This window comes from Bacillus sp. XB1 (genome assembly GCF_053557995.1).
On sequence record NZ_JBNRIL010000001.1, the window covers coordinates 1,630,208 to 1,646,007 of the forward strand.

General features: G+C 36.0%; 12 protein-coding genes. 6 read left to right on the forward strand and 6 right to left on the reverse strand.

Annotation, left to right across the window (positions count from 1 at the left end; all coding sequences use genetic code 11):
- Window positions 1-6 precede the first annotated feature (6 nt).
- Window positions 7-1,020 carry a molybdopterin-synthase adenylyltransferase MoeB gene (locus tag ACK1U5_RS08220; protein WP_069604796.1) on the reverse strand — a complete coding sequence of 338 codons (1,014 nt, stop codon included), beginning with the start codon at window positions 1,018-1,020 and terminating at the stop codon, window positions 7-9.
- Between the two features lie 17 nt (window positions 1,021-1,037).
- Window positions 1,038-2,051, reverse strand: coding sequence for a GTP 3',8-cyclase MoaA (gene moaA / locus ACK1U5_RS08225; protein WP_000545033.1), 1,014 nt, complete (start codon window positions 2,049-2,051; stop codon window positions 1,038-1,040).
- Between the two features lie 277 nt (window positions 2,052-2,328).
- Here moaA and ACK1U5_RS08230 point away from each other — a divergent pair, with 277 nt between their 5' ends.
- Window positions 2,329-3,021 (forward strand): Crp/Fnr family transcriptional regulator, encoded by a 693-nt coding sequence (locus tag ACK1U5_RS08230; RefSeq protein ID WP_000013866.1) that lies wholly within the window; start codon window positions 2,329-2,331, stop codon window positions 3,019-3,021.
- A 136-nt stretch (window positions 3,022-3,157) separates the two neighbouring features.
- Here the strand turns inward: ACK1U5_RS08230 and narI are convergent, their stop codons facing one another.
- From narI to ACK1U5_RS08250, 4 genes are read right to left on the reverse strand one after another with little or no spacing between them, the layout of a single operon-like run.
- Entirely contained in the window at window positions 3,158-3,847 is a 690-nt protein-coding gene (gene narI / locus ACK1U5_RS08235) for a respiratory nitrate reductase subunit gamma (RefSeq protein ID WP_000969225.1), read from the reverse strand.
- A gap of 17 nt (window positions 3,848-3,864) precedes the next feature.
- Entirely contained in the window at window positions 3,865-4,395 is a 531-nt protein-coding gene (gene narJ, locus ACK1U5_RS08240) for a nitrate reductase molybdenum cofactor assembly chaperone (protein WP_001249923.1), read from the reverse strand.
- Window positions 4,396-4,414: 19 nt separating this feature from the next.
- Window positions 4,415-5,890, reverse strand: coding sequence for a nitrate reductase subunit beta (gene narH, locus ACK1U5_RS08245; RefSeq protein ID WP_000692665.1), 1,476 nt, complete (start codon window positions 5,888-5,890; stop codon window positions 4,415-4,417).
- Window positions 5,880-9,563, reverse strand: coding sequence for a nitrate reductase subunit alpha (locus tag ACK1U5_RS08250; RefSeq protein WP_113710721.1), 3,684 nt, complete (start codon window positions 9,561-9,563; stop codon window positions 5,880-5,882). The genes narH and ACK1U5_RS08250 overlap by 11 nt, the downstream gene beginning before the upstream one ends.
- Before the next feature lie 477 nt (window positions 9,564-10,040).
- Between ACK1U5_RS08250 and ACK1U5_RS08255 the strand changes: the two genes are divergently transcribed.
- The 5 genes from ACK1U5_RS08255 (at window position 10,041) to ACK1U5_RS08275 (ending at window position 15,800) form a co-directional block, all read left to right on the forward strand.
- Window positions 10,041-10,541 (forward strand): hypothetical protein, encoded by a 501-nt coding sequence (locus ACK1U5_RS08255; RefSeq protein WP_000764324.1) that lies wholly within the window; start codon window positions 10,041-10,043, stop codon window positions 10,539-10,541.
- Between the two features lie 116 nt (window positions 10,542-10,657).
- Window positions 10,658-10,999, forward strand: coding sequence for a hypothetical protein (locus ACK1U5_RS08260; protein WP_000877039.1), 342 nt, complete (start codon window positions 10,658-10,660; stop codon window positions 10,997-10,999).
- Between the two features lie 399 nt (window positions 11,000-11,398).
- The gene (locus tag ACK1U5_RS08265) at window positions 11,399-12,361 is read left to right on the forward strand and encodes an AAA family ATPase (RefSeq protein ID WP_030025451.1); all 963 of its coding nucleotides are present in this window, start codon (window positions 11,399-11,401) and stop codon (window positions 12,359-12,361) included.
- The gene (locus tag ACK1U5_RS08270; RefSeq protein WP_069604798.1) at window positions 12,361-13,575 is read left to right on the forward strand and encodes a DUF58 domain-containing protein; all 1,215 of its coding nucleotides are present in this window, start codon (window positions 12,361-12,363) and stop codon (window positions 13,573-13,575) included. The genes ACK1U5_RS08265 and ACK1U5_RS08270 overlap by 1 nt, the downstream gene beginning before the upstream one ends.
- Window positions 13,572-15,800: a transglutaminase TgpA family protein gene (locus ACK1U5_RS08275; RefSeq protein WP_113710722.1), complete on the forward strand. Its 2,229-nt coding sequence runs from the start codon at window positions 13,572-13,574 to the stop codon at window positions 15,798-15,800. The genes ACK1U5_RS08270 and ACK1U5_RS08275 overlap by 4 nt, the downstream gene beginning before the upstream one ends.

Genomic DNA, 15,800 nt, shown 5'->3' on the forward strand with positions numbered 1-15,800 from the left:
TTCTGTTCATCCTATATATTTGGCGTATAATCGTTTTGCTATTTTCACATCATTTGTCCCATGAATAAATGCCCTACCGTCTATAAATAAAACAAAACGATATTCATCAACTAGAAATGATAGTAAGTAAGGCGTTTTTTTGACATGTACACTTTTTTGTAATCGTTTTTGAATTTCGGTTAAATTAAGATTTCTCTTTATTCCTGAACGGATTTGAACTGTATTCCGTCCGCATAACACTTCCGTTTTCATTTGCGCTTCAAATATTAAGCTTGGATACGTTCGTGATTTCCCACAAGAAGGACATGTACTTTTCTTCTGTCTATTTACTTTTAATGAGAGATATTGATTGTTCCAAATATCAAATGACAACATCGTCCCTCTTAATGATTCATAATCACCCACCAATATTTTCATCGCCTCTGTAACTTGGTGAGCAACGACCATTTGTACAGCTGGCTGAATGATTCCGGCTGTATCGCATGTTGCACCGCCCATAGGATGATCCATTAGACAGCGAAAACATGGTGTTTTCCCAGGAAGAATTGTATACGTTACACCGTAACTCCCAATACATCCGCCATATATCCAAGGTATATTTTCTTTTTGTGAAATGTCATTTATAAGTAGACGCGTATCGAAATTGTCAGTCGCATCTAATATGAGATCCACATCTTTTGTTAACTCTTCTATTTCTCGCATTGTGACATCTGTTACAGCTGGTACAATTTCCACTTCAGAATTAATCTTTCTTACATGTTCTGCTGCTGCAATTGCTTTTAGTTTACACTGCTGCGCATCTTCTTCTGTATATAACTGCTGCCGCTGTAAATTACTCCATTCGACGTAGTCACGATCAGCAATTGTCAATTTCCCAATTCCCATCCTAGCAAGTGCTTCTGCATTCGCAGCTCCTAGCGCACCCGCACCGATTAGGAGCACATGCTTTTCTCTTATTTTTCTTTGTCCCATTTCACCAATTCCAGAAAACAACACTTGTCTTGAATAACGCTCTTGCATAAGAAATCCTCCTTTCACTATCCACCAATGTAAGACATTTCAACTTTTGGACGTTTACTTGTATTCTCAACCGTTCTTTCATCTGAATATCGATCTGTTCTATATCGCCATGTATCATTTAAAATTTTTAATAGTGATGCATCAGAAATATTTTCTCGAAGAAGCGTTCGCAAATCCGTTCCTTTCGCTCCAAATAGGCATGTGAAAAACTTGCCGTCTGCCGAAATACGAGCTCTCGTACAAGAAGAACAAAATGACTCAGAAACAGAAGTAATAAATCCAACTTCTGCATTACTCCCTACATATCGATACAATTTCGCAACCTCTCCAAAATAACGGGGCTGAGCGGGCTCAATTGGATATACACGATTAATTTTCTCTATTAATTGTTCCTTCGTAATGACTTCTTCAAAATTCCATCCGTTTGTACTGCCTACATCCATAAACTCAATGAAACGGAGCTGAATTTCTTTTTCTTTAAAATAACGCGCCATATGAAGAATTTGACTATCATTCATCCCTTTTTTTACGACCATATTTACCTTTACTTCTAATCCAGCAGCATTTGCTGCTTCTATTCCTTTCAGTACAGGTTTTGTACTTACATTTCTTCCGTTAATTTTTTTGAAGACATGGTCCTCTATCGCATCTAAACTAATATTTACACGTTTTAATCCCGCGTCTTTTAGCGCCTTAGCTTGTTTTGCTAAATGAATTCCGTTTGTTGTGAGTCCAATGTCTTTTAAGCCTTCTAGATTTGTAAGTCTTGCAATTAATTTCGGTAAGTCTTTACGCAATAAAGGTTCACCGCCAGTAAGCCTAATTTTATTAACTCCCATACTTATAAATAATCTAGCTAACCTTTCTATTTCATTAAATGTTAATAAACACTCTTTCTGTAAAAAAGCATAATCAGGTCCGAACACTTCAGCAGGCATACAATATGTGCACCTAAAATTACAACGATCAATAACTGAAATGCGTAAATCTTGAAGTGGCCGCTTTAAAGAATCTTTCATGTTCTCGTGCATCTATATCCCTTCTTTTCTGCTGCAATCCTTAGTAAGTTTTCATTTTTTTATTTGCCTTCATTATAAAAAAGAAGCTACATATTCAATGTGACTTTTCTCACATCACTTTCCCCATTCAAAAAATTTTCACAAATCTGTTCGCATTTTGTTCACATCTTTAGCTACTCCTCCTTACGGTCATTGAAATTTCAATTTATTTTTAAATAGCTCTTGCATTTTCATCATACTTACACTCAAAATAGGAAATGTATTGCTTATAAGAAGAAAGGTGATCACTGTGGCAAACAGTATGACATTATCTCAAGATTTAAAAGAATTACTTGCATCTGTTGAATATAAAATGCAGATAAAAAAAGGTAGTTTTATTTTTCAAGAAGGTATGGAGGCAACAGAACTCTATATCATTCACTCAGGGAAAGTACAAATTAGTAAACTTAGTGCTGACGGACAAGAATTAACACTTCGAATTTGTTCGGAATATGACATTATTGGAGAATTAACATTGTTCACGGATAATGCAAAATATTTATTAAACTCAAAATGTCTTGAAGATGTTGAAGTAGGTGTAATAAAACGTGAAGCGTTAGAAAAAGCATTACTCCAAAAACCCGCTCTTGTATTTGAATTTATGAAATGGATTAGTGAACATTTAAGAAGAATGCAAACGAAGTTCCGAGATTTAGTATTACACGGCAAAAAAGGTGCCCTGTACTCTACTCTTATACGAATGACAAATAGTTACGGTGTATTAAAAGAAAATGGTATTCTCATCGATTTACCATTAACGAATCAAGAACTCGCTAATTTCTGTGCAACTTCACGTGAAAGTGTAAATCGAATGTTAAATGAATTAAAAAAGCAAGGTACAATTTCAATTCATAAAGGAAAGATTACAATCCACGATTTACAATTTTTAAAATGTGAAATTGCTTGTGAAGATTGCTCTGCTTCTGTTTGTAGCATTGATTAGCATCTTATTTAGATGCTAATCTTTTTTCAATTTAAACTACTTATTAACGTTTATTCCCTATGTAAACAAAAACGAGGCCTTCCATATTAGACCTCGTTTCGTTTTAACCATTAGCTCCTATCCGTTTACAGCAGTATTATTTTTTCAACTCATTAGGAATACGTCTTCTGTAAATCACATAACTACGGCTTACATATTTAATTGGGGCACTAAATACATGTACAAGTCTTGTAAATGGCCACACTGCGAAAAGCCCCATCCCTGCGAGAATGTGAATTTTAAACCATATTGGTACTTCCATCATATATTCAACTTTCGGTTGGAAAATAAAGAGACTTCGGAACCAAGGGCCAATCGTTGTACGATAATCAAATCCTTTTGAATCGATATTTAAAAATGTTGAAGAAAGCCCTGCTAGCATTACGATAAGTAATAAAATAAGCGCAATATAATCTCCCTTTGTACTCGTTGCAATGATACGTTTTACAGTTACGCGGCGGTACGTTAATATAATTAAACCGATAATAGAAGCAACACCTGCCGGAAGTCCGAAACTAATTGCTACTACATGATACATATGCTCAGAGATACCTATTGAACGGTATACAGCTTCTGGAATTAAAATTCCCATAACATGACCGCCAATTACGAACATGATCCCAAAGTGGAATAATAGACTCCCGACCCGGAGCATCTTCTTTTCTAATAGTTCACTAGATTTTGATGTCCATCCAAATTGATCATAGTTGTATCTAAAAATATGTCCACCGATAAAGATTGCAAAAATGATATAGGGAAACAATACCCATAGAAATTGATCCATCATTTTAACAACTCTCCTTTCTAATTTGTCTGTACACCCCATGTTTCGATAGCGAGTAGAACAGCCGCAAGAATTGGTTCATACATACTGTCTGCTTCTTTTAATTGAACGTGTAACGCTTGTATATTCTCCGTGTATTTACTCATAATTGGTTCACTGTCTATCTCATTTGCATTTGCAAAGAACTCAAGCAATAGCGGTAAATAATCAGGTAATTCTTTATCTGTTACTTCAAAACCAGATTTTTTATAATGCTGTTTTAACTCCAGTAATTCAATACCTCTTTCTCTTTGTTCACCAGTGTTCATATAAGTAAGATACATATTTGTTTTCTTACCAAAATCGAATGTATATACGTAACTATCAATGAGTTGATCATTCGTTTTATCTAGCGCTTGCTTTATAAAGGCTGTAAGTGACGCTTTAACGTCTTCCTGTTCTATTGTTTCAACCTCTTCTTGCAATTCAGTTACAGCTTCTCTCCACCCTAGTTCAGGATAGGAGAGAAGAAAAGAAGAACAAGAAAAAGCTGTTTGTAAACTTTGTCTCATAATTTTCTGCCCCCTTTATTTAAGAAATTGTCATACAAGAGCCTGGACCACCTGTGAATGATAAACCACAGCTTCCTTGTTCGCTATATAAATCTGCCACTTGTTCACGGTGAGATGTCGGGATAACGAAGCGATCTTTATATTTCGCAATGGCAAGAAGACGATACATATCTTCTACATCCTGTTTCGTTAAACCAAGTTCTTTTAATACAGCTTCATTTGGCTCTTTATTAATTTGCAGTGCTCTCATATATGTTCGCATAACAGCCATTTTTTTCAATGTAAGACGAATGTGTGATTCATCCCCTGTAGTGAGTAAATTCGCTAAATATTGAATTGGAATACGCATATTATCAATTGCAGGGAAAACCTCTTCTGCTTGCCAGTTACTACCTTTCCCTTCCACCATGTTCATAATTGGGCTAAGCGGAGGGATATACCAAACCATCGGCATTGTACGATACTCCGGGTGAAGAGGCAGAGCAATTTTCCAATCGATAATCATTTTATAGATAGGTGACTGTTGTGCTGCTTTAATCCATTCTTCAGGAATGCCTTGTTTTTTCGCTTCAGCTGCTATTTCTGGATCATTTGGATCTAGGAAAACAGTAAGCTGCGATTCATATAAATCTTTTTCGTCTTCAACAGAAGCTGCTTCTTTTACTTTATCAGCGTCATATAGCATTACTCCAATATACCTGATACGTCCTACACATGTTTCTGAACAAATTGTTGGCATACCAGCTTCAATACGTGGGAAGCACATTGTACATTTTTCAGCTTTATTCGTTTGCCAGTTAAAATACACTTTTTTATATGGACAAGATGATACGCAGAATCTCCATGCGCGACATGCATTTTGATCTACAAGAACAATTCCATCTTCTTCACGCTTATACATCGCACCAGATGGACAAGATGATACGCAAGATGGATTCATACAATGTTCACATATGCGTGGTAAATACATCATAAAGACGTTTTCAAAATCTGTTTTAATTTCTTCTTCCATTTTCTTTACGTTTGGATCTTGCAATCCAGTTATATGTCCGCCTGCTAAGTCATCTTCCCAGTTTGGACCCCATTCAATTTTGTCGATAAATTCGCCTGTAATTGCTGATTTCGGACGAGCAACTGGCTGATGCTTACGCTGCGGACTATTTGTTAACGTTTCATAATCATAGTTCCAAGGTTCAAAGTAATCATCAATCGTTGGTTGATCTGGATTGTGGAAAATATTCATAAGACGTTTCATTTTCGAACCGGATTTTAGCTGAATTTCACCATTTTTCAATTCCCAGCCGCCTTTATATTTCTCCTGATCTTCCCATTGTTTCGGATAACCAATACCTGGTTTCGTTTCTACGTTATTGAAATACATATATTCAGCACCTGGACGATTTGTCCAGGTGTTTTTGCATGTTACGCTACAAGTATGACAGCCGATGCATTTATCTAGGTTCATTACCATTCCGACTTGTGCTTTAATCTTCAAGCCAATCTACCTCCTTCAGTTTACGGATTACAACATTTAAATCACGCTGGTTCCCAGTTGGACCATAATAGTTAAATCCATAACTTAATTGACCATATCCACCAATCATATGTGTCGGTTTTACGTGAATTCGAGTTGGACTATTATGCGTTCCCCCGCGATTACTTGTTAATTTCGTACCAGGTACGTTAATGTGACGATCTTGCGCATGATGCATAAATGCCATTCCTCTCGGTATACGGTGCGTTACAACAGCACGCGCTACAACAACACCGTTACGATTAAAGCACTCAATCCAATCATTATCTGCAACACCCGCTTCAGCAGCGTCCTCTTTATTCATCCAAACAGTTGGACCACCTCTAAATAGCGTTAACATCGGTAATGAATCGAAGTACATACTATGAATCGACCACTTATTATGCGGTGTTAAATAGTTTAATGTAATTTCTTTCCCTTCTACTTCAGGTCGTGATTTACGGAACGGTTTATGTTGCAGAATTGGTTTAAATGTTGCCATCGTTTCACCAAATTCTTTCATCATGTCATGGTCTAAGTAGAAAGATTGTCGACCAGTTATCGTTCTCCAAGGGATGAGACGTTCCACATTTGTTGTAAACGGTGAGTAACGTCGTCCACCTTTTTCTGAACCTGTAAAGGCCGGAGAAGTAATTACTGTTTTCGGTTGTGCTGTAATTTGTTCGAATGTAAAGCATTCTTCTTCACGTTCTTCTGCTAAATCACGTAGTTTTAAATCTGTTTGTTTTTCAAGTGCTTCCCATGCTTTTACTGCCATATGACCGTTTGTTGTAGAAGATAGTGTTAATACCGCTTCAGCAGCATTGATTGCTTCTTTGATGTCTGGACAACCTTTCGCGATAGAATCCGTTCGAACGACTCCTAATTTGCTCTTTAATTGCTCATACTCTTTTTCTGCTGACCAAGAGATCCCTTTCGTACCAATCGGTTGTTTTCCGGCATTTGGTCCAAGCGCAGTCATTTTGTCATAAATCGTTTTATAATCCCTTTCAACAACGTGAATTTGTGGCATCGTTTTACCCGGGATTGGTTCACATTCACCTTTACTCCAATCTTTAATCTTGCCAAGTGGTTGCGCTAATTCTTGCGGTGTATCATGAAGAAGTGGTGTTGCAACAACTTCTTTCATTGGTTCAAGATCAATTTTCTTCGCTAAATCTGACACAGCTTTAGAAAGTGAAGTGAAAATATCCCAGTCAGAGCGCGCTTCCCACGGTGAACCGATTGCCGGATTAAATGGATGTACAAATGGATGCATATCTGTACTGCTTAAATCGTGTTTTTCGTACCAAGTTGAAGCAGGTAAGACGATATCAGAATACAGTGCTGTTCCAGCCATACGGAAATCTAAATTAATGAGTAAATCAAGCTTCCCTTCTGGCGCTTCTTCATGCCACTTTATTTCTTCTGGTCGTAATGAATCACTGTCGTCATTCATTAACCCGTTTGTTGTACCTAATAAATGTTTTAAGAAATATTCATGTCCTTTACCAGAACTCGAAATTAAATTCGCACGCCATACGAATAAATTGCGCGGGAAGTTGTTATTGTTATCTGGATCTTCAATCGCAAATTTCAGTTCTTTTTCTTTTAATTTTTGTGCAACATATTTTCCGATTTCTTCTTGCGTTGTTGCACCAGCAGCAACAGCCTCTTTATATAATTCAATTCCATTTTTCTCGAATGTTGGATAAGAAGGTAACCAGCCAAGTCGTGCAGCTAATACGTTGTAATCACCGTGATGTTGATAACGAGAGTTACCTTCAACTGGTGATGCTAAATGTCCAACAGGTGTATCTTCATAACGCCATTGATCTGTTACGAAATAGAAGAAGGATGTACCGTTTTGTAATTTCGGTGGACCTTGCCAATCTTTTGCCATCGCGATTGTTTGCCATCCTTCTGCTGGTCTTAATTTTTCTTGACCAACATAATGAGCCCAACCACCGCCGTTTACACCTTGTGCTCCAACGAGAAGAACAAGATTTAAAACGGCGCGATAAATCGTATCAGAGTTAAACCAATGGTTAATACCCGCTCCGACAATTATCATTGAGCGACCATTCGTATCAACAGCATTTTGTGCGAACTCACGAGCGATTTGAATAATAAGCTCACGTTTTACTCCTGTCATTTTCTCTTGCCATGCAGGTGTAAACGGTATGTCATCATTGAAGTCTTTCGGTTCTTGTCCGCCAAGCCCGCGGTTCACACCGTAATTTGCTAACGTTAAGTCGTATACAGTTGTAACGAACAATTCGCCCTCTTCTGTCATAACCTTTTTCACTGGAATCGTACGTTCTAATATTTTGTTTCCATCATCAGAGAAGTACGGAATTTGTACAGTTTGAACACTATCCTCCATTCCAAGTAAAGAAAGACGTGGATCAATCTTTTCACCTGTTACTTCATCTTCTAAACGCAAGTTCCATTTCTTTTCATTATCCCAACGTGACCCCATTGTGCCGTGAGGTGTTGCAAAATCATTCGTATTCTCGTTCCAAAGAACAGGTTTCCATTCCCCTAACTTCGTTTCTCGTCCAATATCAGAAGCATTTAAGAACCGATCAGCAACGAATTGATCTCCTTTTTGTTTCAATGTGACAAAGAAAGGAAAATCAGTATATTGCTTCGCATACTTTGTGAAATATTCCACTTGATTATCTACGTAAAATTCTTGTAAGATTACATGCCCCATTGCCATCGCAAGTGCACCGTCTGTACCTTGTTTCACACTAATCCAATCATCCGCAAACTTTGTTGATTCAGCGAAATCAGGACTGACAGAAACGACTTTCGTTCCTTTATATCGAACCTCTGCTAAAAAGTGTGCATCTGGTGTTCTCGTCATTGGTACATTTGAACCCCATGTCATAATGTACCCAGAGTTATACCAGTCACTACTTTCCGGTACATCTGTTTGATCGCCCCAAATTTGAGGAGAAGCTGGTGGTAAATCCGCATACCAATCATAGAAGCTAAGCATCGGTCCACCCATAAGTTGCATAAAGCGACTACCAGCAGCATGACTTAACATCGACATAGCTGGAATTGGTGAAAAGCCAACATTTCGATCTGGCCCGTATTTAATTACTGTATAAAGTAGAGAGGCTGAAACGAGTTGTAATACTTCATCCCAATTCGCACGAATGAATCCCCCTTTACCACGCGCCTGCTTATACGTACGTGCCTTTTCACGGTTTTCCACAATGCTTTTCCAAGCCTCTAATGGTGACTCGTTATTTTGCAATTCTTCTTGCCACATATTCCAAAGAACACCACGTACATACGGGTATTTCACACGAAGTGGACTATAAATGTACCAAGAAAAACTTGCTCCACGTGGGCATCCTCGCGGTTCAAAATCTGGCATATCAGGACCTGTAGTCGGATAGTTAAGCTCCTGCCCTTCCCAAGTTACAATTCCATCTTTCACATATATATTCCAGCTACATGAACCAGTACAGTTCACGCCGTGTGTAGAACGAATTACTTTATCATGCTGCCAACGCTTTCTGTACACATTTTCCCATTCGCGATCTTCATATGTTTCTTGTGTATGATTATCGTTATAACGATCTATTGGCGAAAAATATTTTAAACGTCTCATTAGTGCTGAAGTTTTTTTCTTCATACTGTTCACTCCTTTAATACGTCTCTCTTACATACCCTTACTATAAGAGAGGTTGTAAAATACAGATGTGACATTTCGCACAGTTCAAGAGATTGTCAAAAATTCCGGAAAAAATATAAAAAAGTGAAAATCTAATCAGTGTGGAGGGCTCACATCCTTCACCGACTGTTAAATTACTTCCTTGCTTCTAGCAAAGTTTAAGATGAAGTACAGATAATAATGAGCTTGCAAAAAATTTCTTATATAATAGAGGCAGTAATTTGGGAGTAGTTAAATTTAATATACCTAAATCGTTAGATGAGTTAATAAATGAAAATACAATACTTTAAATCCACCATATCAAGGGCAACTATCCTGAAAATAGTTGAACAAAAAACGCCAGGAAATCCATATGAATTGTCAGCAACTTAGATTGAATCAATAGAAGAATACAACAAGAATGGCAGGATTTTAAGATAATAATACAAGGAGTATATTATGAAATTAGAACCGCTTTACGCAGAAAACATTATAGTAGCCGTCATATATAAAAATGAGTTTAGATGGTATGTAACAGATAAAGAACTATGGTTTTTAGATTATAATAAATTAGATAATGCATATAAAAATTTAGGTATAAGCATTGAAGATAATGACGAAACGGAAGAAAGAAATGGAATAAAAGTATTAGATCATGAAAATGTAGAAGTATTTTTAGTAAGGATTAATCAATATAAAACAACTAAAGAAGAATTAAATTATTTACTACTTGAAAATATTAAAAGGAAAAATGCAGGAGAAGATCTATTAGATTTTAGTCCAATCTTATTAATTAACTTTGATAATAAAATACTATATTCAATGTTTCCAGAACTGGCATCCTACGAAAACTATGTACCAAAAGATTGGAGTGGTACATATGAAGATTTCACTGAATTCATACCTACATCAGAGAAATATTGGATAGATAAGTTTAATAATAATCTATTTTCACTATAATTTAAGTAGGAAAATAGTGATGATAGTATAAGAATTTATTACCTTAATAGAGCTTATGAGATTAATAGAGAAGTAAATAGAGTCACTAAAGCCAGAAATAAAGGAGTAAAATAGTCATGAAATATCCATATAGTTTTGAAGTGCTTAACAGTAGTGATTTAGTTATGAGACTTCCTCAAGAAATTAAACTTGTTGAAACTTTTTTAGGAATTGAAGTTACAGCTTTTGGAGATTGGATTTTAGAAGAAATACATAATGTTTTAAACGGAGAAAAAAATTATGTAGTAGTAAATGGCAATATTTGTGGTTTAGAAATTCGGAACGACACAACTACTGTATTAGACAATTTAGCCGAAGATGGTAAAGGAGAATATTGTGAGATTGAAACAATGGAATTGGTAGAATTAATTCATATTTGGTTAAATAAACGAAAAGAATATAAGAAAGATAAAAAATAAAAGAGTGTAATAAATTAAATAGCTGACCTCTTCATGTGAAGTCGACTTTATTTTTTATTCATATACATTTTAATCACAAGGCATATTAATATATGTTCCAAACTTTACGCGTAGGGTTTCCTACGCTATTTATTTTGCTCATTGAGGACAATCTTTCCTTCCCTTCCTATATGTTTTACCCACAACAATAGTTTATATCAAGATATATTTTACATAAAACTACAAATCATTATTTACTGTATTGCCCTTAGTTACGGAAACAATTATACTAGATGTAATCGAAATAAATAATCTGAATATTCTCAGAATTAAAGGTGGAAGTTTTACTATCTACAAATAGAATTAGAAATATGTCCACTAAATAGATTAGAAAACGATAATAACATTAGGAGGATTACGATGCCCCAGCTTGATTCATTACATCCCACTGTAGAAAAAATAATCAATAATATTGAAAAAATAATGGTCGGAAAACGAAAAGAAACCATCTTAGTTTTGACAACTCTCTTAGCTGAAGGTCATGTGCTATTAGAAGATGTTCCTGGTGTCGGGAAAACAATGCTAGTACGTGCTCTTTCTAAATCCATTGATGCTGATTATAAGCGAATTCAATTTACACCTGATTTATTGCCGTCAGATGTAACAGGAGTTTCTATTTATAATCCGAAAGAGCTCCAATTTGAGTTCAAGCCTGGACCAATTATGGGGAATTTTGTACTTGCTGATGAAATTAATCGTACATCTCCAAAGACACAATCTGCTTTACTTGAATGTATGGAAGAAGGCAATATTACAATAGATGGTATTACAAGACCTTTACCAAAGCCGTTCTTTGTCATGGCTACACAAAATCCGGTCGAATATGAAGGAACATATTCTCTACCAGAAGCTCAGCTCGATCGTTTCTTATTGAAACTAAAAATGGGATATCCTACACCAGAAGAAGAATTTGAAATTTTAAACCGGATGGAAAAAACAAATCCACTCTCTCAATTACAGACCATTACTACAATAGAAGAATTACTTTATTTACAACAAAGCGTACGGGTAGTAAGTATGGACAAAGCAATTAAGCATTACATTGTAAAGCTTGTTAATCAGACTCGTACGTACAGTTCTATACAGCTAGGTGCAAGTCCACGTGGCTCAATTGCTTTAATGAAAGCTTCACAAGCTTATGCATTTATCCATGGCAGAAATTATGTTATTCCAGACGATGTTAAACTTTTAGCTCCTTACGTTTTAGCGCATAGGCTCATTCTAAAAATGGAAGCAAAATTTGAAGGAATAACTGGCGAACAAGTTATCGCAAAAATCGTTGCACGAACTACCGTGCCTACTCAAAGGGCGATGAACCCTTGATGAAACGAATGCTGCGAGCGCTATATCACGTTATGAAGTTATTGCTACTCCCTTTATGCCTAGTCTTAACATTTGTGTACGCTATGTTTCAAGGAGGGTTTGTCAGTTGGTTTTTATTTTACAGCATAATTCCCATTGCTCTTTATTCACTACTACTCCCCTTCTACGCTTTACGGGACGCTGAAGTAAAGCGAATAACAAACCAAAATGGATATGTAGTAGGAGAACAATTTGTAAGCACGATTACAATAAAAAGAAAATTTCCTTTTCCCTTACTTTATTTAGTTATAGAAGATGAACTGCCACCACAATTTATAAGTTGTAAACAAATAAAGATGAATAAGGTAGTACTCTTCCCAGGATTGAAACGAAATATTTCGTTTCAATATGTTATTGACACAATCCCTAGAGGCGAGCACACTTTTTCAAGCGTTCGTGTCAAAACTGGCGATTTATTCGGCATGATGGAGAAAGAAGTAACTTTTTCAGTTCCAAATACATTTTTAGTCTATCCCCAGTATGTAGATATAGCGTATCGACAATTGGAAAATCATTTCGAACAAGGAGCGCTTTCAGCAAATATAAATTCAGCAAAAGACTCTACAATCTCGGTCGGTGTCAGAGACTATAAACCTGGCGATCGCTTTTCATGGATCGATTGGAAAGCAACTGCACGAACAAACAATATTATGACAAAAGAGTTTGAACAACAGCGCAGCCATAATATCATGATATTCATAGACAGAACCGAGTCTCCTCTATTCGAATCAGTCGTCACATTTACTACCTCTATCGTAAGGGCTGTCTTGAAACAAAATTCACCAGCATCATTCGTGTCTATCGGAAAAGAACAAACTATTTTCCCTTTAGACAATGGAGATACGCAGTTACAACAAATCCTTTGTCATTTAGCAAAAGTACAAGCAGACAGTGTATTCCCGCTCTCCCAGAGTGTAGACATGGAACTAAGAAAAATTTATGAGCCCGTCACGGTTATACTCGTGACCAGTAATCTTTCTCCCGATATTCAAAAGGCGGCTGATTGTGCTGCTATAAGAAATAGAAAATGTATGGTTTTTGTCGTGAAAGAAAAAGCGAATCAACTTTCACACCGAGAACTCAGTATACTAGAAACTCTAAAAAAACGACAAATATTTGTAAACACGGTTTATGAAAACCGGTATACAAACGTGTTTTTTGAGGTGAACAAATGATGATATTACAAGCAAAACACAAGTGGGATACGAACAGATTCTTCATGCATGCATGTGTATTTCTTCTTTTACTAGAATGGCTAAGACCTCTTATAGGTATTACAAATGTAGGTAGATTAGATATTTTCGTAACATTTATAGGAATTTGCTTCGCTCTCTCTTTTTTTCAAACGAGGTGGCAGATTCCTATAAAAATTGTCACAGTCTTATTTATCATTCATTCCCTATATTATAAAAATGCTTTTATAAATCCATCTTGGCTAACAACATTCTTTTCTGATATGTTTCGAAATTCCTCCCTGTTTTTCCAAGGGAATTTACTAGATATTTCTCCAGTTTTTCCGACGGTTTTATTTTTTCTCTCATTTTGGTTTTTGAGTTCTTTCACTTCATTTTGGATTATTCATAAAAAACGTGGGTTTCTATTCCTTGTATTGACTATTATTTATATCGCAACTTTTCATAACTTACATTTATACAATGCAAACTACGCTATTATTCGTACTGTTGTCATCGGCTTTTTTATGCTTAGTCTTCTTCAAGTAGAACGAATAAAAGAACGTGAACACTTACAAAATTATGCTAGAGAAATCTCAAAATTACTTAGACCACTTACAATATTTATCGTATTATTAGCAACCATTGCATACTTTGCTCCAAAATTTGGCCCTCAATGGCCAAACCCAATGGATTTTTTAAAATTCAACACATCTGAAGCAAGTAAAGAACAAAAAATTTCTACAATTGGGTATGGTTTAGATGACTCGCGATTAGGCGGTCCTTTTAAGGCGGATCCTACAGTTGTTTTCACAGCACGAACGCAAAACAAACAATATTGGAGAGTAGAAACAAAAGATTTTTATACAGGAAAAGGCTGGGAAATTTCTGAAAATCCGAAAAAGATTTCTTTTAAAAATAAAAACGACGTCGTAAGCTGGTACGAACAAAATACAAAAATGAAAACGACTGAGGCAACAATTACCATGCAAAAAAGTTACCCTCACCTTACCTATCCAGCAGGATTAGTATCAGTTGAGGCTGCTTCTGATGTATCATACAGTGTTGACCCGTTTTCAGAAAAAATTTATACAATGAATGGAGACTCTTCTACTACTTTACATTCGTATAAAGTAACATATGAGATCCCTGAGTTTTCCATAGAAAACTTGAAAGCTGTAAAAACAAATGAAGGTCAAGAAACAAATCCTTATTTTATGACAAAGTACACACAACTTCCCAAGTCATTACCACAGCGCGTAAAAGACTTGGCTGTCAATCTTACAAATGATAAAGACAACCGATATGATAAAGTATTAGCTATTGAAAATTACTTCACAGACAACTCTTTTACATACGAATCAACGAATGTCTTATTCCCTGCCAAAAGCCAAGATTATGTAGATCAATTCCTTTTCGATACAAAAAGCGGCTACTGTAATAATTTTTCGACGTCTATGATTGTACTACTTCGTTCTGCCGGGATTCCAGCTCGCTGGGTGAAAGGCTATACAGAAGGAACTCTTGACAATACACTTGCCTCTGCAGAAGGTGAGGATGTTTATACAATCACGAACGATAACGCACACTCTTGGGTCGAAGTATATTTCCCAGAATACGGATGGATTCCATTCGAACCGACAAAAGGATTTACTAATCCCTATAATTTTATAAATAATACGCCTGCTCCTATTTCACAAAATAGCGAAGCAAATAATTCTAATAACGAGCAAATACAACAACGAAATAATGAAGCAAAACTTAAAAGTTTAATTGAAAATACAGAAGAAGCTTCTACTAAAAAGGTCACAAATTCTAAAACTAGTTTTTCTTGGTGGTACGTATTCCTCTCTACGATACTAATTAGTATTATAGGATACATTCTCTTCACCACTAGAATGAAATGGATGACATTTCTTATTATTCATTTCTATAAATACCGAAAAGATGATGCTGTTTATCAAAAAGCTTACGGTGCACTTTTAAAACAATTTGCGAGAATTGGCATACCACGGGGTGAAAGTCAAACATTCCGAGAATACGCTCTCCATATCGATACACTTTACAACTCGGCCGATATGCAACAACTTACTGCCAGTTATGAGAACGCTATGTATCAACAGGGACAGGCTACGGTAGAATGGAAGAAATCCGTACACTTATGGGAAGTGCTTATGAAAAAAGCAGGTTCTCTACCTAAATCAGATGGCTTTGATACAGTTATTTAA

Bases quoted from the DNA above. Each gene is read 5' to 3' on its own strand.
- ACK1U5_RS08265 (WP_030025451.1), top strand. From the start codon at position 11,399: ATGCCCCAGCTTGATTCATTACATCCCACTGTAGAAAAAATAATCAAT.
- ACK1U5_RS08255 (WP_000764324.1), top strand. From the start codon at position 10,041: ATGAAATTAGAACCGCTTTACGCAGAAAACATTATAGTAGCCGTCATA.
- narJ (WP_001249923.1), bottom strand. From the start codon at position 4,395: ATGAGACAAAGTTTACAAACAGCTTTTTCTTGTTCTTCTTTTCTTCTC.
- narI (WP_000969225.1), bottom strand. From the start codon at position 3,847: ATGATGGATCAATTTCTATGGGTATTGTTTCCCTATATCATTTTTGCA.
- moaA (WP_000545033.1), bottom strand. From the start codon at position 2,051: ATGCACGAGAACATGAAAGATTCTTTAAAGCGGCCACTTCAAGATTTA.
- ACK1U5_RS08270 (WP_069604798.1), top strand. From the start codon at position 12,361: ATGAAACGAATGCTGCGAGCGCTATATCACGTTATGAAGTTATTGCTA.
- ACK1U5_RS08250 (WP_113710721.1), bottom strand. From the start codon at position 9,563: ATGAAGAAAAAAACTTCAGCACTAATGAGACGTTTAAAATATTTTTCG.
- ACK1U5_RS08275 (WP_113710722.1), top strand. From the start codon at position 13,572: ATGATGATATTACAAGCAAAACACAAGTGGGATACGAACAGATTCTTC.
- ACK1U5_RS08260 (WP_000877039.1), top strand. From the start codon at position 10,658: ATGAAATATCCATATAGTTTTGAAGTGCTTAACAGTAGTGATTTAGTT.
- ACK1U5_RS08220 (WP_069604796.1), bottom strand. From the start codon at position 1,020: ATGCAAGAGCGTTATTCAAGACAAGTGTTGTTTTCTGGAATTGGTGAA.